General features: G+C 47.1%; 32 protein-coding genes (1 of these 32 cut by a window edge). All 32 read right to left on the bottom strand.

Going from position 1 to position 22258, the window contains the following annotated elements:
• Nucleotides 1-321, bottom strand: partial view of an IS481-like element ISGur11 family transposase gene (locus tag GURA_RS05620; protein ID WP_011938033.1) — the start only. 960 nt of this gene lie to the left of the window's left edge; only the first 321 of its 1281 coding nucleotides appear in the window; it begins with the start codon at nt 319-321; its stop codon lies off the left edge, out of view.
• 105 nt (nt 322-426) lie between these two features.
• Nucleotides 427-876 (bottom strand): hypothetical protein, encoded by a 450-nt coding sequence (locus tag GURA_RS05615; protein ID WP_041245290.1) that lies wholly within the window; start codon nt 874-876, stop codon nt 427-429.
• Between the two features lie 342 nt (nt 877-1218).
• On the bottom strand, nt 1219-1449 hold the full coding sequence (locus GURA_RS05610; protein WP_011938031.1) for a hypothetical protein: 231 nt from the start codon (nt 1447-1449) through the stop codon (nt 1219-1221).
• Nucleotides 1450-1639: 190 nt separating this feature from the next.
• Complete coding sequence (tyrS, locus tag GURA_RS05605; protein ID WP_011938030.1) at nt 1640-2851, bottom strand: tyrosine--tRNA ligase; 1212 nt, start codon at nt 2849-2851, stop codon at nt 1640-1642.
• A 139-nt stretch (nt 2852-2990) separates the two neighbouring features.
• Nucleotides 2991-3779, bottom strand: coding sequence for a TIGR00282 family metallophosphoesterase (locus tag GURA_RS05600; protein WP_011938029.1), 789 nt, complete (start codon nt 3777-3779; stop codon nt 2991-2993).
• Complete coding sequence (gene rny / locus GURA_RS05595) at nt 3769-5334, bottom strand: ribonuclease Y (RefSeq protein ID WP_011938028.1); 1566 nt, start codon at nt 5332-5334, stop codon at nt 3769-3771. The genes GURA_RS05600 and rny overlap by 11 nt, the downstream gene beginning before the upstream one ends.
• 31 nt (nt 5335-5365) lie before the next feature.
• Nucleotides 5366-5923 carry a 5-formyltetrahydrofolate cyclo-ligase gene (locus GURA_RS05590; RefSeq protein WP_011938027.1) on the bottom strand — a complete coding sequence of 186 codons (558 nt, stop codon included), beginning with the start codon at nt 5921-5923 and terminating at the stop codon, nt 5366-5368.
• 333 nt (nt 5924-6256) lie between these two features.
• Nucleotides 6257-6538, bottom strand: a complete 282-nt coding sequence (locus GURA_RS05585; protein WP_011938026.1) for a cell division protein ZapA — start codon at nt 6536-6538, stop codon at nt 6257-6259.
• A complete protein-coding gene (locus GURA_RS05580) occupies nt 6535-6720 on the bottom strand; it encodes a cell division protein ZapB (RefSeq protein WP_041245289.1) in 186 nt (61 codons plus the stop codon). Before GURA_RS05580 ends, GURA_RS05585 begins: the two co-directional genes overlap by 4 nt.
• Before the next feature lie 69 nt (nt 6721-6789).
• Nucleotides 6790-7812 (bottom strand): signal recognition particle-docking protein FtsY, encoded by a 1023-nt coding sequence (gene ftsY, locus GURA_RS05575; protein ID WP_011938024.1) that lies wholly within the window; start codon nt 7810-7812, stop codon nt 6790-6792.
• The gene (locus GURA_RS05570; RefSeq protein ID WP_011938023.1) at nt 7813-8172 is read right to left on the bottom strand and encodes a roadblock/LC7 domain-containing protein; all 360 of its coding nucleotides are present in this window, start codon (nt 8170-8172) and stop codon (nt 7813-7815) included.
• A gap of 68 nt (nt 8173-8240) precedes the next feature.
• Nucleotides 8241-11771 carry a chromosome segregation protein SMC gene (gene smc, locus GURA_RS05565; protein WP_011938022.1) on the bottom strand — a complete coding sequence of 1177 codons (3531 nt, stop codon included), beginning with the start codon at nt 11769-11771 and terminating at the stop codon, nt 8241-8243.
• A gap of 173 nt (nt 11772-11944) precedes the next feature.
• The gene (rplQ, locus tag GURA_RS05560; protein WP_011938021.1) at nt 11945-12499 is read right to left on the bottom strand and encodes a 50S ribosomal protein L17; all 555 of its coding nucleotides are present in this window, start codon (nt 12497-12499) and stop codon (nt 11945-11947) included.
• 35 nt (nt 12500-12534) lie between these two features.
• The gene (locus GURA_RS05555; RefSeq protein ID WP_011938020.1) at nt 12535-13557 is read right to left on the bottom strand and encodes a DNA-directed RNA polymerase subunit alpha; all 1023 of its coding nucleotides are present in this window, start codon (nt 13555-13557) and stop codon (nt 12535-12537) included.
• A gap of 34 nt (nt 13558-13591) precedes the next feature.
• Nucleotides 13592-14218 (bottom strand): 30S ribosomal protein S4, encoded by a 627-nt coding sequence (gene rpsD, locus GURA_RS05550; RefSeq protein WP_011938019.1) that lies wholly within the window; start codon nt 14216-14218, stop codon nt 13592-13594.
• Nucleotides 14219-14250: 32 nt separating this feature from the next.
• Complete coding sequence (rpsK, locus tag GURA_RS05545) at nt 14251-14646, bottom strand: 30S ribosomal protein S11 (RefSeq protein WP_011938018.1); 396 nt, start codon at nt 14644-14646, stop codon at nt 14251-14253.
• Nucleotides 14647-14668: 22 nt separating this feature from the next.
• Nucleotides 14669-15037 carry a 30S ribosomal protein S13 gene (gene rpsM / locus GURA_RS05540; protein ID WP_011938017.1) on the bottom strand — a complete coding sequence of 123 codons (369 nt, stop codon included), beginning with the start codon at nt 15035-15037 and terminating at the stop codon, nt 14669-14671.
• A 32-nt stretch (nt 15038-15069) separates the two neighbouring features.
• Nucleotides 15070-15183: a 50S ribosomal protein L36 gene (gene rpmJ, locus GURA_RS23275; protein ID WP_083764774.1), complete on the bottom strand. Its 114-nt coding sequence runs from the start codon at nt 15181-15183 to the stop codon at nt 15070-15072.
• Between the two features lie 33 nt (nt 15184-15216).
• A complete protein-coding gene (gene map, locus GURA_RS05535; protein WP_041245288.1) occupies nt 15217-15963 on the bottom strand; it encodes a type I methionyl aminopeptidase in 747 nt (248 codons plus the stop codon).
• A complete protein-coding gene (locus tag GURA_RS05530) occupies nt 15960-16613 on the bottom strand; it encodes an adenylate kinase (protein WP_011938015.1) in 654 nt (217 codons plus the stop codon). The genes map and GURA_RS05530 overlap by 4 nt, the downstream gene beginning before the upstream one ends.
• An 18-nt stretch (nt 16614-16631) precedes the next feature.
• Nucleotides 16632-17939, bottom strand: a complete 1308-nt coding sequence (gene secY, locus GURA_RS05525; RefSeq protein ID WP_011938014.1) for a preprotein translocase subunit SecY — start codon at nt 17937-17939, stop codon at nt 16632-16634.
• A 2-nt stretch (nt 17940-17941) separates the two neighbouring features.
• Nucleotides 17942-18382, bottom strand: a complete 441-nt coding sequence (rplO, locus tag GURA_RS05520; protein WP_011938013.1) for a 50S ribosomal protein L15 — start codon at nt 18380-18382, stop codon at nt 17942-17944.
• Nucleotides 18383-18399: 17 nt separating this feature from the next.
• Nucleotides 18400-18579 carry a 50S ribosomal protein L30 gene (rpmD, locus tag GURA_RS05515; RefSeq protein WP_011938012.1) on the bottom strand — a complete coding sequence of 60 codons (180 nt, stop codon included), beginning with the start codon at nt 18577-18579 and terminating at the stop codon, nt 18400-18402.
• A 29-nt stretch (nt 18580-18608) separates the two neighbouring features.
• On the bottom strand, nt 18609-19097 hold the full coding sequence (gene rpsE / locus GURA_RS05510) for a 30S ribosomal protein S5 (RefSeq protein WP_011938011.1): 489 nt from the start codon (nt 19095-19097) through the stop codon (nt 18609-18611).
• 23 nt (nt 19098-19120) lie between these two features.
• Nucleotides 19121-19489, bottom strand: coding sequence for a 50S ribosomal protein L18 (rplR, locus tag GURA_RS05505; protein WP_011938010.1), 369 nt, complete (start codon nt 19487-19489; stop codon nt 19121-19123).
• Between the two features lie 21 nt (nt 19490-19510).
• A complete protein-coding gene (gene rplF, locus GURA_RS05500; RefSeq protein WP_011938009.1) occupies nt 19511-20050 on the bottom strand; it encodes a 50S ribosomal protein L6 in 540 nt (179 codons plus the stop codon).
• A gap of 27 nt (nt 20051-20077) precedes the next feature.
• Entirely contained in the window at nt 20078-20476 is a 399-nt protein-coding gene (rpsH, locus tag GURA_RS05495) for a 30S ribosomal protein S8 (protein WP_011938008.1), read from the bottom strand.
• A 34-nt stretch (nt 20477-20510) separates the two neighbouring features.
• On the bottom strand, nt 20511-20696 hold the full coding sequence (locus tag GURA_RS23270) for a type Z 30S ribosomal protein S14 (RefSeq protein WP_010943473.1): 186 nt from the start codon (nt 20694-20696) through the stop codon (nt 20511-20513).
• Nucleotides 20697-20714: 18 nt separating this feature from the next.
• Nucleotides 20715-21254 carry a 50S ribosomal protein L5 gene (gene rplE, locus GURA_RS05490; RefSeq protein WP_011938007.1) on the bottom strand — a complete coding sequence of 180 codons (540 nt, stop codon included), beginning with the start codon at nt 21252-21254 and terminating at the stop codon, nt 20715-20717.
• A gap of 13 nt (nt 21255-21267) precedes the next feature.
• Nucleotides 21268-21594: a 50S ribosomal protein L24 gene (gene rplX / locus GURA_RS05485; RefSeq protein WP_041245287.1), complete on the bottom strand. Its 327-nt coding sequence runs from the start codon at nt 21592-21594 to the stop codon at nt 21268-21270.
• Between the two features lie 20 nt (nt 21595-21614).
• Nucleotides 21615-21983 carry a 50S ribosomal protein L14 gene (rplN, locus tag GURA_RS05480; protein WP_011938005.1) on the bottom strand — a complete coding sequence of 123 codons (369 nt, stop codon included), beginning with the start codon at nt 21981-21983 and terminating at the stop codon, nt 21615-21617.
• Nucleotides 21984-21996: 13 nt separating this feature from the next.
• Complete coding sequence (rpsQ, locus tag GURA_RS05475) at nt 21997-22254, bottom strand: 30S ribosomal protein S17 (protein ID WP_041245286.1); 258 nt, start codon at nt 22252-22254, stop codon at nt 21997-21999.
• Nucleotides 22255-22258: the final 4 nt, after the last annotated feature.

Raw genomic sequence — 22258 nt, 5'->3', positions numbered from 1 at the left:
AAGCTCAGGCTGCTGACGCCGCAGTTGCGCCAAGGCGAGCCCCGTCTCCTGGTCCAGCACACGCGACATACCCCTGTCGTTTCTTCCCTGGGGGTACAAGGCTTCCAGCTTCCCCCTCTCCTTCAGGTAAAGGCCGATCCAGCGCAGAATGGTGCTGCGGCTAAGCCGTGTCTGATTGGAACAGGGAATCTCCCATTTGCGGGCGCACTTCTCCCGCAGAAGCCGCTCCCGTTCGCCGTGGTCCAGGCGGGCGCCGCCTACAAAGTCGTGGATGATCCCGAAACGGAACACCGCCACCCGTTGTTTCTGCTCTTCCGTCATAAAAAAGCTCCTTTCGTGGTGAGTTACGCCACCATAAATCAGGCACAAGGAGCTGTCGAAGGCAGAGGTCACTGGGGTGGCAGCGACGCGGTTCGGATTGCCAGACTAAATGATCTTGCCGACCGGAGTCACACCCGTGGCAAGGAGCCGGTCGAAGGCTGCCAGCAAGCCTTCTTTCCAGCTGTCCGTCAGGCGGGCCAGCGTCTGTCGGGCAAGGTTGGTGAGCCAGTGCCTGAGGCAGGAACGAGAGAGAGTGGAACGGGGCCAGCGCCCCTGCTTCAGGCGCTGTTCGAGGTGGGACCGGATCGTCTCCTTCGAGCTGCGAATCCGGCTGAAATGGGTGTCGGGCCGCAGGGTGATGACACAGCGGCAATTGGGGCACCGATAGCATTTGAGATACAGACAGCAGGGAAAGCCATGGAAGTACCTTGCAGTAAAGCCGTGTCCCCAGAGCTTGTAGTGATAGCAGCGGGGACAGACTTCAGGCCTGCCCCAAGGATAATTCTTGCCCTGCTCAAAAATGTCCTTGAGAAGAACCGAGACAAAATATATCATGTGTATCGCGTATCTGTGGGGCATGGACCCCGGTTGTACAGGGCGGGGAGTTTTGCAGAACTCTCCGCCCGCTTTATATCGGGACGAAAAAAAAGGACCTCTGATAAGGTCCAAATAATCCGGCAGCCGCTGCTATCTTGTCAACATATTCTGAAAAAAACCTGCCTCTCATGGTCAGATTAATGTGGAGACTAACAACTACATGCGGAGAAGGTTTGCTTGGAATGATGATCAACCCGGTTGCCGCCACCCGGGTACGGCTGGAAACCGACGTGGATACAGCCGATGTCAAGTCACCGATGAAGTGGTGGGCAATGAACCGGTAAATATTAGGGGCAACCGCTATATCGGTGAAAATTGAAGGGTATTATCCTGTATGATCAGAGTGATACCGAAATGATATGCTCCATCCAGATCGGTAAGGACCTTATTGTTCCCTGTATTGATGCCGGTGACGTTGGTCCCGGAAATCAGGTCCTCTTCGTACTGGTCCCACAACAGATATCCAGCCGCTTCACCGGCATAGATAATTACGCCGATAAGCCCCAGAGTGTGGTTGTGGTAAAATATCAAACGGTTGGGCTGTTGGTTAGTCCAGTAAAAAGTAATGTCGCCGTCACGTTGCCGGCATCTCAGGAACGTCTTGGGTGGAAACCCCTTTTTAGATTAGTTCAACAGACGGGACAACAATAGACAAAAAAATAGCGCGGCTTTTTTGCCACGCTACCTAAAATAACTGTACAGTTATGATTGAATTTATTGCTTAACCAAAGAGAACCTTGGCAAAGCGTCGTTTGCCCACCTGGAGGACATATTCGCCCATGCAAACAAGCTCAAGATTATCATCGGTAATTTTCTCCCCATTGACCTTCACCCCACCCTGTTGGATGGCGCGGCGGCCTTCGCTGTTGGATTTCACCAGACCGGCTCCTGCCAGGACCTTGCCGAGCAGAATCTTCTCGCCTGCCGCGGATAACGTTATAGAGATCATCTCGTCCGGCATCTGGTTGTCTCTGAACCGTTTGACAAAGTTCGCCTCCGCCTCATCAGCTGCTTTATTGCCATGATATCTCGACACCATCTCGCGGCCGAGCCGTTTTTTGACTTCCATCGGATGGGCGGCGCCGTTCTTGAGGTCGCCCTTCAACTGCTCCAGTTCGGCAAGAGACATATCGCTCAACAGTTCGTAATAGCGGAACATCAGTTCATCGGAGATTGACATGATCTTGCCGAATATCTCGTCGGCCGGTTCGTTGATCCCGATGTAGTTGCCAAGGGACTTGGACATCTTGTTGACCCCGTCAAGTCCTTCAAGAAGCGGCATGGTAATGACGGTCTGGGGCGGTTGTCCCCATTCCCGCTGCAATTCTCGCCCGACGAGCAGATTAAATTTCTGGTCGGTGCCGCCCAATTCCACGTCAGCCTTGAGCGCCACGGAATCGTAGCCCTGAACAAGCGGATACATAAACTCGTGAATGCTGATGGGCAACTGATTGGAAAAACGATTGCTGAAATCCTCCCGCTCCAGCATCCGGGCAACGGTATATTTTGAAGCGAGACCGATCATGTCCGAGGCGGTCAGCTTGCCGAGCCATTCCGAGTTAAAGACCACCTTCGTTTTCTCCGGATCAAGGATCTTGAAGACCTGCTCTTTGTAGGTTTCAGCATTCTTCAGGACATCTTCCCTGGTCAATACCTTACGTGTCTCGGACTTGCCGGTCGGATCACCGATCATGCCGGTAAAGTCGCCGATCAAAAAGTATATTTCATGACCCAGCTGCTGGAACTGGCGCATCTTATGGAGCAGCACGGTGTGACCAAAGTGCAGATCAGGGGCGGTAGGGTCAAATCCGGCTTTTATCTTCAGCGGCACACCGGTCTTGAGCGATTTCTCAAGTTTCTCAATGAGTTCCTTTTCCAGCAGGATCTCCATCGCACCGCGTTTTATTATCTCCAGCTGCTCTGCTACAGTCATATTAATCATTCTCCCGTAAGGCTTATTGGCATAACAGAAAGCAACCGGGCAACAGATTATTGCTCCCGTCGTTTTCTTTATGCACAAACGGTTTTGCTTCTCTCTGTTGCTCCGCTGCTCAGCGCTTCACGTCGGTTTTTTAACCGCACAAAACGGCAATCCGCTCGATCCTGATGGCCTTACCGCTCAGTTCATCCACCTCGATTACCACGGCATTCAGCCGAATATCCTTTTTCGCCACCTCGAACTTGGTCGGTAACTGGGTGAGGAACCGACCGATAGCCTCTTCCTTGCGCACCCCGATTACCGAATCAAAGGCGCCACACATACCGGCATCCGTCATGTAAGCGGTTCCACCCGGCAGTATCCGCTCGTCGGCGGTCTGTACATGGGTATGGGTACCGATAACCGCACTCGCCCGGCCATCCAGGTAAAAACCGAGCGCGGCCTTTTCCGAGGTTGCCTCCGCATGAAAATCAACAAAGACTATGGGAGTTTCCTTTTTCAGTCGTTCGATCTCCCGGTCCGCCACCCGGAAAGGACAATCGAGGTTGTTCATAAAAACCCGTCCCTCAAGGTTCAAGACCGCCACCTTAATGCCTCCGGCGGTTTTTACAACGGCACTACCCTGCCCGGGTGTTCCTTCAGGGTAGTTTGCGGGACGGACGAGTTTTTCTTCGCGCCGAATGTAACCCAGGGCATCCTTTTTATCCCAGATGTGGTTGCCGCTGGTCAGGAGGTGAATCCCGCAACTGAAAAGGTCTCGGGCCGTTTCCTCGGTAATGCCGAAACCGCCGGCGGCATTTTCACCGTTGGCGATCACCAGGTCAACCATGTAACGGTCAACCAATCGGTGCAACTCGGAGGAAAGGGCCTGGCGCCCCGGCTTGCCGACCACATCGCCGATAAACAGGAGCTTAACGGGCATATTCGGTAGCCCGTGTCTCTCTGATCACATTGATCTTGATCTGACCGGGATAGGTCATTTCCGTCTCGATCTTCTTGGCGATATCCTTGGCCAGGATGAGCGTCCGCTCATCGCTGATCTCCTCACTGGAAACCATGACCCGGATTTCACGACCGGCTTGGATGGCAAAGGAATTGGTCACGCCGCTGAAGGAACAGGCGATGCGCTCCAGGTCATCCAGACGCTTGACATACGTTTCCATCATTTCGCGGCGAGCGCCGGGACGAGCGCCGGAAAGGGCATCGGCAGCCTGAACCAGTATCGCCAGGACTGTCGCAGGTTTTTCGTCTTCATGGTGAGCCATGATAGCATGAACGATTTTGGGCGATTCACCGTACTTTTTCGCCAGTTCTGCGCCAATAACAGCATGCGACCCTTCCACTTCGTGATCAACGGCTTTGCCGAGGTCGTGAAGCAAGCCCGCCCTTTTTGCCTGCTTAACATTGATTCCCAGTTCGGCGGCCATAATGCCGCACAGGAAAGCCACCTCTAGAGAATGCTGGTAAACATTCTGACTATAAGAGGTCCTATATTTGAGTCGGCCGATCAGCTTGAGAATTTCCGGATGAATACCGTGGACCCCCAGGTCAAAGGCAGCCTGTTCGCCTGCCTCCTTCATCGCCAATTCCACCTCTTCTTCAGCCTTCGCCACAACCTCCTCGATACGGCCAGGATGGATGCGGCCGTCCGCTATCAGTTTTTCCAGGGAAAGCTTCGCCACCTCACGGCGGACGGGGTTAAATCCTGAGAGAATAACTGCTTCAGGCGTATCGTCGATAATCAGGTCAATGCCGGTTGCGGCCTCCAATGCCCTGATGTTACGCCCTTCGCGGCCGATGATGCGCCCCTTCATCTCGTCGGAGGGAAGAGCAACCACTGAGACGGTCCGTTCGGCAACATACTCACCGGCATAGCGCTGGATAGCCAAGGCCATTATTTCCTTGGATTTCTTGTCGGCAGTCTCCCTTGCCTCTTCCTCTATCGCCTTGATGCGTTTTGCAGCATCCAGCTTCGCTTCATTTTCCATGGTTTCCATCAGGATTTTTTTGGCTTCAGCAGCCGTCATTCCTGAAATGTTTTCCAGTCTCGTCCGCTCCTCGCTAATCAGCTGATTGAGTTTTTCGTCCTTTTGTCCAAGCACCTGCTCTTTCGCGGCCAAGCCCTGCTCCCTTTTAAGGAACTCCGCATCGCGCTGGTCGAACAGGTTCATTTTCTTATCGAGATTTTCTTCTTTTTGCTGTAAACGTTTTTCCAATGCTTGCAGGTCGCGACGCTTATCCTTTGTTTCCCTTTCAAAATCAGCTTTGGCCTGATAAACAACATCTTTTGCCTGCAAGGATGCTTCTTTGGTAATGGTTTCCGCCTGACGCTTGGATTCTTCCACCATTTTTGCTGCTAGTTCCTCGGCCGAAGCCACTATGGCGTCGGAAGATTTCTTTCGCAGCAGATTACCGATCAAAAAGCCAATGGCAGCCGCTATTACTGCTAAAATCATTGTCATCATATCTATCTTCAATGCAGTGTACCTCCCCTTCTATATGGTTAAATCAAGGGCGAATCGCCCGTGTCTCGCTGACAATCAAATCCATGCTCACATCATGAGGCTCGCCGACAATTTCGTCCAGCAGCTGGAAATCGTAACATAAACCAACAAACCGTCCAGTCCCTTCAAGACTGTGGAGCGTCTTGTCATAGTAACCTTTACCGTAGCCGATCCTCCTCCCTTTTCGATCAAATGCTACACCAGGAATGACAATGATATCGATATCTTGAGGTGCGTAGATCGCACAGGAATTCCCCGGCTCGTAAATGCCGAACGCACCCTTATGCAAGGCTGCCGGGTTGCATATCTGCCTGAAAACCAATGCGCCAGTGCCAACAGCGGGATAAAGCACCGTCTTACCTGCAGACAGGGCCTGGCGCATCAATTCCTCTGTACCGACTTCGTTATGGATCGGCGCATAAAGCGCCAGGGTTTTTGCTCCGGCAAACTCAGCAGAAGAGATGAGCGTCCGCTGCACAAGTTGACTAAGCTCTTCAACCTGCGACGGTGAAAGCGCTCTTCTTTTTGCCAGCATAAGCTGCCGAATAGTTTTCTTTGGCATGCTGCCCCTCTCCGATACAGTTGAAGACCGAAGCAGACAGATTTCTTTGGGCAAGCCCAATAGAGGAAGGTTCTCAGGAGGGAGAATGGAGACGGGATATCAGGTTAGACGGGACTGTCAGGTATAGTCGCTCAGAAAAAGCGCATCAGACTAAATGAATAAAGCGACCTTTAGACCCCTTGGACATAAGTAAATATGTTTTTACAGGCTACCTATCAGCAAAACGGAGCGGCACTACAACACGAATAAATGCCCCGCAAAACCAGCTAAACTTTCAAACCCGACATCCACAACCACTATATAATCAAATCTCCCTGGAGAGACCTTAAACCCTTACTCGATATCTGTGTCAATACGCTTTATTAATCGCTGAATCCTGTCGCAACTCGACATGCTGCTTGCTTCGGCAGCCTTGACAAGTGTTAAATATTCCTCGGCAATATTCATCAGTGCCAGAATGGCAACGACCTGGGTGTCGCCCATCTTGACAGAATCGGCGACTTCCGCCAACTTTTCATTTACAAACAACTCGACGTTTCTGACGGTTTCGCTGTCAGCAGTACTCCTGACCTGAAGATCTCGACCCAACACCTTAATCCGGTGTAAAGTGTTCAACTGCGCTCAACCTCTTCGAGCTTATTAAGGATGGCATCTATACGATTCTTAAATCCGCCCCGTTCATGCTGCAACCGGTTATTTTCATCCCTCAGCAACCGGTTTTCGTCTTTCAGCGAACCGTATGCTGTTAACAGGCTTTCTATGCGTTTTTCCAGCTCATCAATAAGCTTAGCATCCATACGAGTACCTTTTAAGGCCAAAATTTTAAGTAATAACCCCGCAAAAGTCAAGGTGATTATTGGTTATATTTAAAATATAGCCTCGACAAATTGCAGCGGATCAAACTCACGCAGGTCATCCACGCCCTCGCCCACGCCGATGTATCGGACAGGGATTGCAAATTCATGACTGACCGCGACAACAATTCCCCCCTTGGCCGTGCCATCCAGCTTGGTGAGAACAACTCCGCTGACCTGGGCCGCCTCCTTGAAAAGCTTTGCCTGGGAAATGGCGTTCTGCCCAGTTGCCGCATCGAGAATCAGCATGGTTTCATGGGGTGCGCCGGGAATTTCCCGTTCAAGCACCCGACGAATCTTTTTCATCTCCTCCATGAGATTAACCTTCGTGTGCAAACGTCCTGCCGTATCAATCAAAAGAATATCGCTGTTCCTTGCCAAGGCAGCTTTGCAGGCATCAAAAACAACCGCTGAAGGATCAGACCCTTCCTTGTGACGCACCACGTCTGCACCTACCCGATTACCCCATACTTCCAACTGCTCCGCAGCCGCTGCGCGAAATGTATCTCCAGCAGCCAACAAAACCTTTTTCCCCTCAGACCTGAATTTTGCTGCAAGTTTGCCGATCGTGGTGGTTTTGCCGACCCCGTTTACACCGATAACCAATATCACATAGGGAGACGCTGCGTTCACATCGAGAGCGGTCGTGTGTTGGCTCAACCGGGCCGTTATCTCATCCTTGAGCGCTTTTTTCAATGCCTCGCCATCCTGCAGCTCGTTTCTTTTCAGACGCTGTTCCAGGGTTCTGATTAATTCTACAGTCGTCTTCACCCCCATATCAGCGGTAATGAGTATCTCTTCCAGCTCCTCTAGTGTGTCGGCGTCTATCTGCTTCTTACCCAACAGCAATGTATCAATACGGCCGACAATGCTCTCGTGAGTTTTGCTGAGCCCTCTTTTCAGCCTTTCAAAAAAACCGGGCGTTGGTGCCTGTTCTCCGCCGCGGGCTGCAACGGTTTCGTCCGCCGTCTGCACATCCGCACCGGCGATCTTGTCAAGCAGTCCCTTAAAAAAGCCTTTTTTCTCTTCTGGCATCTAGTAAATCTCCCTTACTAACAATTGGACGGCACTATTGAACCTGCGCAGCGCAAGGCCAGTTACGGCATCCCTGTCAAGGGTCATGACCAGGGAATAGTCAGCACCGACCACACCGACAATAACATGCTGACTCTCTGTGGTTATGACCGCATATCTCAAATCTCCGGAATGGAAATTCACCAGTATATCCTTCAACTGATTGAGAATGATCCCTTTATGGGCAGCCGTTACCTTTAATTCGAAGGCATCGGTCAAGCAATACTGCTCAACCGCCTCCCCTTCCCAGTCTGCCAGGATGGCGCCGTTTGCACCATGGGTGGTTTCGACCAATTCTCTGAGAATAGTTTTGAAAGGCAATGAATCCTCCTCAAAAGGTCAGGTAAGCGCTGAAAAGCCAATTACCCCCAACGCGCCCCTCATCCACCTTAATTAAGCTTTACCGACACCAGCTTGGATACCCCGGGTTCCTCCATGGTAACGCCATACAAGGTATCAACCACGGCCATGGTCGTTTTATTGTGGGTAATTATAATAAACTGTGAAATTGCGCTCATCTCCCTCACCATATCGTTGAACCGGCCGATATTCGCGTCGTCCAACGGCGCGTCAACCTCATCAAGCAGGCAAAATGGAGTTGGCTTTATCAGGAATATGGAAAATATCAATGCAACAGCAGTCAACGCCTTCTCGCCGCCCGACAGGAGGGTGACATTCTGGAGTTTCTTCCCGGGAGGCTGCACAATTATTTCCAATCCCGTTTCCAACAGGTCCTCTTCATTGGTTAACTTTAGTTCAGCCCGCCCTCCACAGAAGAGCCTAGGAAATACCTCCTGGAATTTGGCATTAACAAGCTGAAAGGTTTCAAGAAAACGCTTGCGAGTGGTCTTATTGATCCGCTGTATGGCTTTTTGCAAAGAGTGGAGCGATTCTTCCAGATCCTCTTTCTGCTCGGCAAGGAAAGTGAACCGTTTATCAAGTTCCTGAAACTCATCAATAGCCGTCAGATTTACATCTCCCATTTCATCGACGAGTTTTTGCAACTCACCCTGTCGAGCGATCTTTTCCGCTGCATTGTAATCGATGATCCCGTATTTGGGGAAAAGCTCTGCGATATCAAGACGGTATTTATCCAGCAACTGATTCTCCAGATGATCGAGTTGCATGGAAAGTTCCGATGATTTAATAGTCTTTGCAGTAATGGACTCCTTCACATCAACTACCAGGTTACGCAATCCCTTCAGCTTTGCCTCTTCTTCCTTATGAGCCTTGGCTTCGAGCTCATAATGCTCTTTAACTGCAGTAAATGCAGTTTCCACGCTCGCCTGTTTTTGCAGTAAAAGTTTGATGGACTCATCACTTTGATTAATGGCCGATATAAGTTTTTCTCGATCCCCAGCCGCTCGCTCAAGTTCAGCGTCATGTCCTGCAATCTTTTGCCGGAGACCGGTAATAAGATCTTCGATCCGCCTGATTGCCTGTACGTTGGATTCCCGTTTTTCCTTAAGCGCTGCAACCCTGACCTTCCTCGAAGTAACCGATTCTCGCACCGCATCTATCTCTTCCTTTTTTGCCGCAAGAGACTGCTGCAGTTCCTTTAATCTCAACTCCAAGACAGTCTTGCGCTCTTCACCGATACACCTTTTTTGGTTCGCATCAGATAATTCATTTTCCAGGAGCATTTTCTCTTCACGAAGTTGCTCGTCTTCCAGACTTCTGATAGCTGTTCGTTCCTCGATTCGTTGGAGCTCTTCACGAGCACGAATCAAATCTTTTTCACTATTGAGTGATTGAATATCAGCCTGATGCAATCTCTGCCTGACATCGCGCAGCCCCTCTTCAACGGCAATGAATTCCTCTTTCAGCTCAGCTCGTATTTCTTCCAGATCCTTGACTCGCGTGGTTATAGCAGCAACTTCCCCGGACAGCTCCTTAATTTCACGCTTTTTATGAATCAGTCCTTGCTGCGCAGCCTCCAGTGAACCGCCATTGACGATCCCGCCGGAATGAACCATATCCCCATGAATGGTAACAAAGGTAAGTTGTGGATATTGTTTAGCAAGTTCAAGTGCTTTACACAGTGTCTCAACTAGGCGTGTATTGGCCAGCAAAGGCTCGACAAACGCCTTGAACCCATCTGCAATGGTGACCTTTGCCAACAGGTCGTCTGCGCCGGGCACTACTAATCTCTCCCCCACAAGCTGAAAGTTCTGGAGAACAAAACTGCTCCGGCCACCGGAAATATCCTTCAGATAGGCCACAGCTTCCAATGCGTCGCCATCACTATTGCAAAGAAGCCACTGAAGTCTCTCACCAAGTGCGACCTCTACTGCGGCTTCGTAGGTCTCGCCGGTTTCGACGATATCGGCAACCATGCCTCGAAAGCGCTTTTTAAATCCTTCGGCCGTAAGAAGAGTGCGGACCCCCTGTCCATAACCGGCAAACTGTGCCTCCAGTTCCTGTATTGAACGAAGACGTGACGATTTTGCGCTCAATTGGTCACGTTTATCCTGGAGTTCCTTTTCTTTAGCGGCCAGGGTAACTTTCAACTCCTCTTCACGCTGCCTGAGATCAGCCATCTCATTAGCCGTTATCTGCTTTAACTCGGCATTATTTTTACAGGCATTCTCCAGCCCGGTCACCCGCGTACTTGCCTCAGCCTGTTTTTCGCCCAGCATGAGGCTTTCCCGTTGGTTTCGCTCAAATCGTTCCGCCATTGCTTCGAGCCGTTTTGCAGCACCGGAATATTTATTATTGAACTGGGCAATTTCAGATAAAATCCCGAATAATTCTTTACGATTTTCTTCAACCTGCTCGGAGATGGCCCTTTCCACACGGGTTGTTTCTTCCAGAAGGCTTTCGCACTCCAGGAGGTTCTGCTCTTCGTCCGCAAGCTCTACAACAAATCCGCCCTTGTGCTCCACGAGAGACTTGAGTTCGATTTCCGCATCGGCTAATTGCTGCGTCTGATTTGTCAGATCGTCATTGAAGCGGCCTACCAGGCGTTCGAGGTTAAGCAACTCCTTTTTTTGGAATTCCCGTCGATTTTCCCCTCCCTGAATGTCACTCTTCACCCGATATATCTCTTCTTGTGACACCACGAGCGCTTCTTCCTGTTCAAGAAGGGTTATCCGTTTTTCCTCAAGCGCCAGTTCGCCTTTTTCCTGATCTGCAACAAGAAATGCCAGCTTCTTATTGAGTGTTGCAAGCTCTTCATCCACACCTGTTTTATTATCTTTCAGCGCACGATAACAATTGACTGAAAAAAGGAGTTCAATCTCCTTTAATTCTTCTCGATATTCACGGAACTTTTCCGCTTTTTTCGCCTGACGCTGCAAACCGCCAAGTTGCCGCTTGATTTCAGATAAAATATCACTGATGCGCAACAGATTCTGCCTGGTTACATCAATCTTTTTCAGTGCCACCTGCTTGCGTGCCTTGAATTTGGTAACGCCTGCAGCCTCTTCAATAAGCACTCGACGTTCCTCCGGCTTTGAGTGGAGAATCATGCCGATTTTACCCTGTTCGATAATCGAGTACGCCCTGGCCCCCACACCGGTATCCATGAACAGTTCCGCAATATCGAGCAAACGGCATTGCGACTTGTTCAGTAGATATTCACTCTCACCGTCACGGTACAAACGTCTTGTAACCTGGATCTCACTATAGTTTAAATACTTGGCCGGTACACGGCCATCGTCTGTAGAAAAAACCAACGATACCTCAGCCAAGCCTAACGGCTTGCGACATTCGCTCCCGCCAAAGATGATATCTTCCATCTGCTTTCCGCGAAGGTTTTTAGCAGACTGCTCCCCCATCACCCAGCGGATGGCATCGACGACATTAGATTTACCGCAACCATTGGGACCGACTATCCCGGTAATACCTTGCTGGAAATCCAGGGACACTTTGTCATGGAAGGACTTAAAGCCTAATATGTCAAGTCGTTTAATTTTCATAAATCGGCGTATAGTAGCAGAGACGGGCTTTTATTGTAAAGGCAAAGATGCGGACTGCAACAGCCGCTAAGGACGGAATTAACCGGGAAAATAGGCCCATTGCTTTCAGCATATAAAATGCAAAAAGGCACAGTTTCCTGTGCCTTTTTGCATTTTATTATTAAATATTGAATTTAGTCGGCCTTGGCTTCACACTCTTCAGCAGGATCAACCACTGCTGCCGGTTGCGCAACAATCTCTTCCGCGGCGGGTTCAGCCGCCTCAACTGCCGGTGTATCTTCAACCTTTGCAGCTGTTGCCTGTGCGGCAGCTTTAGGCGCTGTTTTTTTTACATCGGCCTTCTTCTTTGCCGTCCCCTTAGGGGCGTTCAATTCTTCCTCAACCAACTCGATAACCGAAAGAGGCGCATTATCACCAGGCCGGATTCCCAGCTTAATGATTCGTGTGTAACCACCAGCACGTTCTGCATAGCGAGGCGCAATTGCAGTAAACAACTTGGTGACAACCTTTTTATCGCGAATGTACGAAGCAGCCTGTCGCATTGCATGGAGATCACCTTTTTTCCCAAGGGTGATCATTTTTTCAGCAATAGAACGAAGTTCTTTAGCCTTCACGTCAGTCGTAGTTATTCTTTCATGATTCAAGAAGGATGTGACCATGTTTCTATACATGGCTATCCTGTGGCTAGTGGTCCTGCCTAATCTTTTTCCCGCTTTATTATGACGCATGACTACGTATTCCTTTCTCTTTAAAGCCTTGCGATTTATTCTTCTTCGTTTTGCTCTCCACGCAGCCTGCGCATAATCTCAGGATCCGGGAAATTATCCAATCTCATCCCAAGGGTAAGGCCCATGTCCACGAGGATATCCTTAATCTCATTCAGAGATTTTCTGCCGAAATTTTGAGTTTTCAGCATCTCCGCTTCAGTACGGGATACGAGCTCGCCAATTAATTTAATCCCCGCATTTTTCAGGCAGTTTGCCGAACGAACAGAGAGCTCTAACTCATCAACAGAGCGATAAAGGTTCTCATTAAATCGCTCACGTTCCTCTTCTGGCTCAACTTCCTCTACTGGTTCAACCTCTTCATCAAAGTTTATAAATATGGTGAGCTGATCCTTCAATATTTTCGAAGCATACGCCAGCGCATCCTGGGGCTTAACACTCCCATCAGTCCATATCTCAATTATCAGCTTATCATAATCAGTTATCTGCCCAACACGAGCGTTAGAGACCGTAAAATTAACCTTTGTCAGGGGCGAGAAAATCGAGTCAATTGGAATTGTTCCCACAGGCGCTTTTTCGTCGCGATTGCGATCAGCCGGGACATAGCCCTTACCCATTTTTACAACCATTTCCATTTCAAGATTTGCGTCTTTGGAACACGTTGCAATATGGTGATTAGGGTTGAGTACTTCAACATTCGGATCAGTTATGATATCGCCAGCCTTTACTAATCCTTCGCCTTTCTGAACGATCCTGACTACTCGTGATTCATGACCATGCATCTTGAATCTTACGCCCTTCAGATTCAGTATAATGTCAGTAGCATCTTCTGTGACACCTGGAATTGCAGAAAACTCGTGCAATACGCCTTTGGCCTTTACAGATGTAATTGCTGCACCCTGTAATGATGACAGAAGCACCCTGCGAAGAGAATTACCAAGAGTAGTACCAAAGCCGCGCTCAAAAGGCTCAGCATAAAACTTACCATATGTATTTGTAAGTGATTCAGTCTCAACCTGCAACTTTTTTGGCTTGATCAGGTCGCGCCAATTTCTATACATGTATTTCCTCCCTGTAGCGGGGTCTCGTTAGCCTTTACTTGGAATAGAGCTCAACTATCAACTGCTCCTGGATTGGCATCGTAATATCTTCCCTGGCAGGGAGAGTCTTTACCGCTCCTTTATAAGCTCCTTTATCAAGTTCAAGCCACTGTGGTATTCCGCGTCGTACAACTGCTTCCAGAGATTCGTTAATACACGCAACCTTACGGCTTTTTTCCCTGAGTTCCAGCACATCTCCAGCCTTTACCTGTATAGACGGTATGGTAACTTTCCTGCCGTTAAGTGTAAAATGTCCATGTCTTACCAACTGGCGAGCCTCAATTCTTGAGGAAGCAAAGCCAAGACGATACGCTATATTGTCCAAGCGCCTCTCAAGCAAGAAAAGTAAGTTCTCGCCAGTAACGCCTTTGAGCCTGTCAGCACGTTCAAAGTATCCACGGAATTGATTTTCAAGTATTCCATAAATACGTCTTACCTTTTGTTTTTCACGGAGCTGTACACCGTAGTCCGAAGTTTTTGTCCGCCCCTGTCCATGCTGACCCGGGGGATAATTTCTTCTTTTGATGGCACATTTGTCAGTGTAGCAGCGCTCACCCTTCAGAAACAACTCCGTATTTTCCCTTCTGCACAATCTGCATGAGGGGCCTGTATATCTAGCCAATGAAGACCTCCTTAACTATTAACTCTATGGGTTTAGACTCTTCTTCTTTTGGGTGGGCGACAACCGTTATGAGGTATAGGCGTAACGTCCCGAATGAAACTAATACTAAATCCGGCAGCTTGTAAAGCACGCAAAGCAGATTCTCGTCCAGACCCCGGTCCCTTAACAAATACTTCAACGCTGCGCATGCCATGCTCCTGTGCTTTTTTAGCACAGTCTTCAGCTGCCATCTGAGCAGCAAAAGGCGTACTTTTTCGGGAACCCTTAAAACCTTTGCATCCAGATGTACACCACGCAATCACATTTCCTACAGGGTCTGTGATAGTGATCATGGTATTGTTAAATGTGGCTTGAATATGCGCCACACCATTCGGTATATTCTTCTTTTCTTTTTTCTTTTTAACTATCTTTTTAGCAGGACTAGCCATTATTCCTCCAAAGACTTAGTTACTATTTCTTCTTACCTGCCACTGTACGAGCAGGACCTTTTCTTGTGCGTGCATTGGTCTTGGTCCTCTGTCCATGAACCGGCAAGCCTTTTCTATGACGAAGCCCCCGATAGCAACCCAGATCCATTAACCGCTTTATATTCATCGAAATATCACGGCGAAGATCACCTTCAACCTTGACGTTTTTATCAATATTTTCTCTGATTCGCGCAATCTCAGACTCGGTCAAATTGTCGCTACGAGTATTTGAGTCAACGCCTGCATCCGCCAGTATCTTTTGCGCAGTTGATCTGCCGATACCATAGATGTAAGTTAACGCGATTTCAATACGTTTATTCCTTGGTAGGTCTATTCCAGCGATACGTGCCAATGCCCGTCCCTCCTAATTCATGCTTTGTACTGTTATCCTTGCCTCTGAGAATGCTTGGGTATGTCGCATATAACACGCACTATACCTTTGCGCTTAATTATTTTACATTTTTCACAAATCTTTTTTACTGAGGCTCTTACCTTCATAGCTAAATCCTTTCAGAATAACCGCGTAAACATTTATATCTTCGTTAATATTTCCGGACCATGCTGTGTTATCGCAACGGTATGCTCAAAATGAGCAGATAAGCCGCCGTCACATGTTACCGCAGTCCACCCGTCAGCCAACACCTTAACTTCAGGACCCTTCTCGTTTATCATCGGCTCGATTGCTAACACCATTCCGGGTTTCAGCTTAACGCCTCTGCCAGGCAACCCGAAATTGGGTATTTGAGGACTCTCGTGAAGACTCTTACCAATCCCATGACCTACAAAATCGCGCACTACCGAAAAACCACGCGATTCAACATAACTTTGAACTGCATACGATATATCAGACAGCTTATTTGCAGGTTGTGCTGCATCAATAGCTGCATACAATGACGCTTCGGTTACATCTATAAGCTTTACGGCAGACTTACTAACGGTACCAACCGGTATAGTCAACGCTGCATCGCCGTAAAAACCGTCACTAATAGCACCAAAATCTATGCTTAATACGTCTCCATCAACCAATTCCCGATTAGAAGGCATACCATGAACCACTTGATCATTTAAAGAACAACAAAGCGAATACGGAAAGCCGCTATAACCCTTAAATGCAGGCTTTGCTGATCGTCTTTTCACTTCTGATTCAGCAAACTCGTCCAACTCCAGCGTTGTCACACCTGGTCTTACTTTTTCCTTCAGTAACGCCAGTATTTCAGCAACAATCCTGCATGGGACACGCATCCGCTCTATCTCCTGAGGAGACTTAAGGATAATCACCCGTGAGTGCCCTGAATAATTGACAGTATTCTTTGCTGAATATCATCAATTGAACCAACCCCTGCAATTGAACGCAAAAGAGATTCATTTTCATAATACGTTATAAGTGGCGCCGTCTGATCCTCGTAAACATCAAGCCTTTTACGCATGGTTTCTTCTTGATCGTCGTCTCGCTGAAAAAGCTCACCCAAACACTCATCGCAGCGACCAGACACCCTGGGGGGATCAAATACGACATGGTATCCCTTGCCGCAAAGCCGGCAAGTACGCCTACCGGTAATTCTTTGCAGCAGCTCTTCCTTGTCTACAGCCATAGAAACCACATGTTCGATCGACATATTCATACAGACCAACATGTGCTTCAACGCATCTGCCTGCGCTACCGTTCTCGGAAAGCCGTCTAAGATAAAACCATTTAAGCAATCATTCTTTTCAAGCCGCTCCCGAACGATACCAACCACTACCTCATCCGGAACCAAAGCCCCAGACTCCATATATCCCTTGGCCTTCACGCCCATCGGAGTCATCTCACTCACAGCGGCCCGTAAAATATCACCCGTCGATATTTGTGGAATCTGAAATCTTTTTATCAGTAATTTTGCCTGGGTTCCCTTTCCCGCACCGGGCGGACCCAACAATATTAAATTCATCACAACTTCCTTCGTCTCCTAACGCCGACCCTTTATCCTGACACCCTTCATAAAACCTTCATAACTACGAGTAATAAGGTGTGATTCAATCTGGGCAACTGTATCCATACCAACGCCAACCGCAATAAGCAGAGCGGTACCACCAAAATAAAAAGGTAGATTAAATTTACCTATCAGTATCGAAGGCAATACACAAACAACTGAGATATAAATGGCACCAGCAAAAGTCAGCTTGGTAAGGACCCTATCCAGGAACTCGGACGTCTCTTTTCCGGGGCGGATACCAGGAATATAACCACCCTGTTTTTTCACATTTTCAGCGACATCAACTGGGTTAAAAGTCACAGCCGTATAGAAATAACAAAAAAAGACGATGAATGCAACATAAAAAATATTATACGCCCAGTTACCAGGCGTCAAGCTCTTAGAAGCACTCTGTACCCAAGGTATGTTGATGAAGTTGCCTATCGTAGCTGGAAACATAATAATCGACGAAGCGAAGATTGGCGGAATAACACCTGCCATATTAACTTTTAGAGGCAAATGCGAGGTTTGCGTCCCATACGTTTTAAGGCCAACAACCCGCTTAGCATAATGTATCGGAAGTCTGCGCTGACCACGTTCAACAAAAACAACTGCAGCAATCACAAGAAACATAAGGGTCAGCACAAATATAATTGCAAACAGAGGCAGTTCACCAGTTTTTAATAAACGGACACTGTTCATAATCGCTGTAGGTATACGTGCAACTATTCCAGCGAAAATTATCAGCGAAATTCCATTGCCTATGCCTTTTTCAGACATTTGTTCGCCCAGCCACATAATAAATGCTGTTCCTGCAGTAAGCGTTATGACAGTCATTACCCTGAAACCCCAGCCGGGATTCGGCACAACCAGTTCACCAGCAGGACCTCTCATGCTCTCAAGCCCAATACTGATTCCTAGCCCTTGCACGACACTCAGGACTATAGTTCCATATCGCGTATACTGGATTATCTTCTTTCTTCCTGCTTCACCCTCTTTTGACAGCTTTTCAATGGCAGGTACAACTACAGTTAGCAGTTGAAATATAATTGAAGATGATATGTATGGCATTATGCCAAGAGCAAACACTGTCAGCTTTTCTAATGCGCCGCCAGAAAACATATCAAACAGACCGAGTAAAGTTCCCTGAGCCTGTTTAAAAAAGTGAGCTAATGCCTGACTATCAATTCCCGGTGTTGGTATATGACATCCTACACGGTATACGGCAAGCATCGCCAAGGAAAATAATACTCGTTTTTTCAGCTCAGGTATTCTAAATATATTCTGGAAAGCATCAAACAAGATTAGATCTCCTCGACGGTTCCACCCACAGAAGTGATTTTATTACGTGCAGTAGCACTGAATTTATGGGCTTTCACTGTCAATGCTTTGGTAAGCTCACCAGTAGCAAGAATTTTTATACCATCACACACATTCTTTACCAGACCGCTTTTTTGCATCGCTTCAATATCTACACAGCTGCCCGTTTCAAATACATCTAGTTGAGACAGATTCACCACTGAATATATTTTTTTCGCCAATGGGGTAAAACCACGCTTAGGAAGCCTGCGATGCATAGGCATCTGACCACCTTCAAATCCTGCTTTTATACTACCGCCACTGCGAGCCTTTTGCCCTTTGTGACCTTTAGTAGCAGTTTTACCATGCCCAGAACCTGTACCACGACCGATTCTTTTTCTATTTTTTGAAGCACCTGCTGCTGGCTTTAGACTGTTTAATTCCATTATCACACCTCAGAGAATTACTCTTCTACTTTTAGCAAATGACGCACCTTATTAATCATCCCTCTTACCTCAGGAGTATCTTTCAAGGTCACGGACTTTTGCCGTTTTGTCAACCCCATACCGACCAGCACCGCCTTAACGCTGGATGCTTTACCAATATGACTCCTTACGAGGGTAACTTTCACATCTGCGGACATGTTATTTACTCCTTAAACGTTTTTTGGCTTTACTCAGCCAGACCTCTTCTAGCACTTAGCTCTTCAGGGGTCTTTAGTCTCATAAGACCGGCAAAAGCGGCTTTCACAACGTTATGCGGGTTATTGGATCCAAGGCATTTAGCAAGTATATTATGAACACCAGCCGATTCAAATACAGCCCTCGCTGCACCACCGGCTATCACACCAGTACCAGCAGAGGCAGGCATCATCAATACTTTTCCAGCGCCGAATCGTCCTTCGATCTCGAAAGGAATAGTTTGCCCTTCAACAATCGGCACCTTGATAAGATTCTTCTTCGCCTGTTCAACACCTTTTCGAATCGCTTCAGGGACTTCATTAGCCTTGCCGAGGCCATAACCGACATAGCCATTTCCATCGCCCACCACTACGAGCGCTGAAAAACTAAAACGACGGCCACCTTTCACAACCTTTGCAACACGGCTGATATGAACTACCCTGTCCGTAAGATTAATGTCATTGGGATTGATCTTAAGCAATTAAATCCTCCTTACAATGTCCTTTAAAAAGACAAGCCGTTTTCACGTGCCGCTTCTGCTAGCGCTTTAATTCTACCATGATAGAGGAAACCATTACGGTCAAAAACAACCATATTTATTTCCTTTGCCAAAGCCTTTTGAGCAATTGCTGCACCAACCTTCTGAGCAGCTTCAATATTGCCCGTATAACTAAGACCTGTGCTTACCTCATCCAATAATGTAGAAGCAGCTGCCAAAGTAGCCCCACATGTATCATCTATTAACTGAGCATAGATATGCTTAGCAGTTTTAAATACATTAAGCCTGGGACGTTCAGCTGTTCCTCTTATTTTTTTTCTTACCCTTATCTGACGTTTCAGGCGGGCTGTTTTTTTCTGGGCTAGAGAACTCAATGTGCTTCTCCTTAGCTATATCTATTTTTTACCGGTTTTACCGGCTTTTCTAAGAATAGTCTCGTTAGCATACTTCACACCTTTACCTTTGTAGGGTTCAGGTCCACGGAAAGCTCTGATTTTTGCGGCAGTTTGACCGACAAGCTCTTTATCAATGCCTTTTACCAAAAGCTTTGTCATTTTATCAACTTCAACATTAATCCCTTTAGGGAGCTGAAAATTTATCGGATGCGAGTAACCCAGGCTCAAATTAAGCACATCACCTTTTAACTCGGCTCTATAACCAACACCGTTAATTTCCAGAGCAGTCTCAAAACCAGTGGTAACACCAGTCACCATGTTATTTATCAGTGTCCTGGTAAGCCCATGAGCAGAGCGCGACTTTATACCATCATTGTCCCGGCTTACTGTGATAGTATTATCAGTCAGGTCAATCGATACGCCAGACATTATTCTTCTGCCTAATGACCCCTTAGGACCTTCAACCATCAGGTTGGAATCAATGTAGGATATTTTTACTCCCTTGGGAATTTCTATGGGAAGCTTTCCAATTCTAGACATACTATAAACTCCTTAATACCTGAATAACTACCAGACAGTGCAGAGAAGCTCTCCACCTACACCTAATTCGCGAGCGGTCTTATCTGTGATGATTCCTTTGGATGTGGAGAGTACTGCAACTCCGAGCCCATTTTTAACCTTTGGGATTCCATCGCTATCCACATAGACCCTGCCACCTGGCTTACTTATACGCTTAATCTCGTTGATGACCGGATCCTTTTCATCAATATACTTGAGATAGACACGCAAAACGCCCTGCTTGTTATCTGCTATGACTTTATAATTCTTGATAAATCCTTCATTCCTCAAAAGATTAGCTAGACTAACCTTAAGGTTGGATGACGGGATATCAACTTTTTGATGTTTTGCCATACCAGCATTTCTGATTCTGGTAAGCATATCGGCTATGGGATCAGTCATCGACATTGAATCTACTCCTCTATTTGTTTAACTTTAAATGCTACCAGCTTGATTTAATGACTCCTGGAATCTGACCAGCAGAGGCAAGCTTTCTCAGGCAAATTCTGCACATGTCGAACTTCCTGTAATAGGCCCTGGGACGGCCACACAAAGGACAGCGATTATATTCACGGACCTTGAATTTACTCCCTCTTTGCGCTTTTATAATCATCGATGTTTTTGCCACTGGATCCTCCGAACTGGTTTAATTCCTAAAAGGCATGCCAAAAAGTTTAAGCAGTGCTTTGCCTTCTTCATCACTTTTAGCTGTAGTAACAATAGTAATATTGAGACCTTTAATCTTATCTATCTTGTCATAATTAATTTCTGGAAAAATCAATTGTTCTTTTACGCCTAACGAATAATTTCCGTTCCCATCAAATGCTTTACCAGATATGCCTTTAAAGTCGCGAACTCGAGGTAAAGATACGTTCACTAAACGATCAAGGAATTCGTACATTTTGTCTTTGCGCAGCGTCACGGCACAACCAATCGGCATCCCTTGACGCAATTTAAAGCCGGCAATAGACTTTTTAGCTTTTGTAATAATCGGTTTCTGACCGGTTATCACTGCCATCTCATCTACTGCGGAGTCAAGTATTTTGACGTTCTGAATCGCTTCACCAAGGCCCATATTGACAACTATTTTTTCCAATTTAGGAACTTCCATAACGTTCCTGTAATTAAAATCCTTCATCAATTGTGGAACCATTTCTTTATTATAAAGCTCGTTTAGCCGTGCCATTCAATCCTCCAGACTATTTATCAAAGGCTTCGCCACATTTCACGCAGATACGGACCTTTTTCCCATCTTCAAGGGTGTTTATCCTTGTACGTACGGGCTTACCGCATTTATTACAATAAATCATTACGTTCGAGACGTGTATCACAGCTTCCTTTTCCACGATGGCACCAGCTTCACTACCACGAGGTCTCGTATGCCGTTTAACTATATTAATGCCTTCAACCAAAACCCCATCCTTTTTCGGAAGGATTTGCAGCACCTTACCAGTTTTGGCTTTGTCTTTGCCAGTGATGACTATAACTGTGTCATTCTTTTTTACGTGCAGTTTTTTGCCCAGCATCATTTATCTCCAAGATAAAATTAAAGTACTTCAGGGGCCAGGGATATTATTTTCATAAACTTCTTAGCCCTGAGCTCCCTAGCGACCGGCCCGAAAATACGAGTACCGACAGGTTCTTTCTGGTTGTTGATTACTACACCAGAATTGCCATCAAAACGAATATATGACCCGTCAGGACGCCCAATCTCTTTAGCAGTTCTTACAACTACAGCCTTTACCACGTCCCCTTTTTTTACTTTCGAATTGGGGATCGCTTCTTTAACCGAGGCTACTATGATATCACCTATACCGGCATATTTTCTTTTAGAACCACCAAGAACCTTTATGCAAAATAGCTTCTTCGCACCTGAGTTATCAGCCACATCCAAAATCGTCTGCATCTGTATCATTAGTAACTCCTACCTAAGCATTACGCTCAATGATCTGTCTGACTTTCCAGCGCTTGTCCTTGCTCATCGGCCGCGTTTCTACGATCAGGACTCTGTCGCCTATCTTACAACTATTATCAATATCATGTGCCTTGTACTTGGCAGATCTTTTAATATACTTGTTATAGACACTATGTTTAATAAGACGATCAACCTTGACAACAACAGTTTTATCCATCTTATCGCTTACAACAACTCCTACCTGGGTTTTTCTATTACCACGTTCACTCATATAG

The organism is Geotalea uraniireducens Rf4, from assembly GCF_000016745.1.
GTDB lineage: Bacteria > Desulfobacterota > Desulfuromonadia > Geobacterales > Geobacteraceae > Geotalea > Geotalea uraniireducens.
The sequence above is the reverse complement of the archived record's forward strand: the minus strand, read 5'-3'. Positions and strand labels throughout refer to the sequence as shown.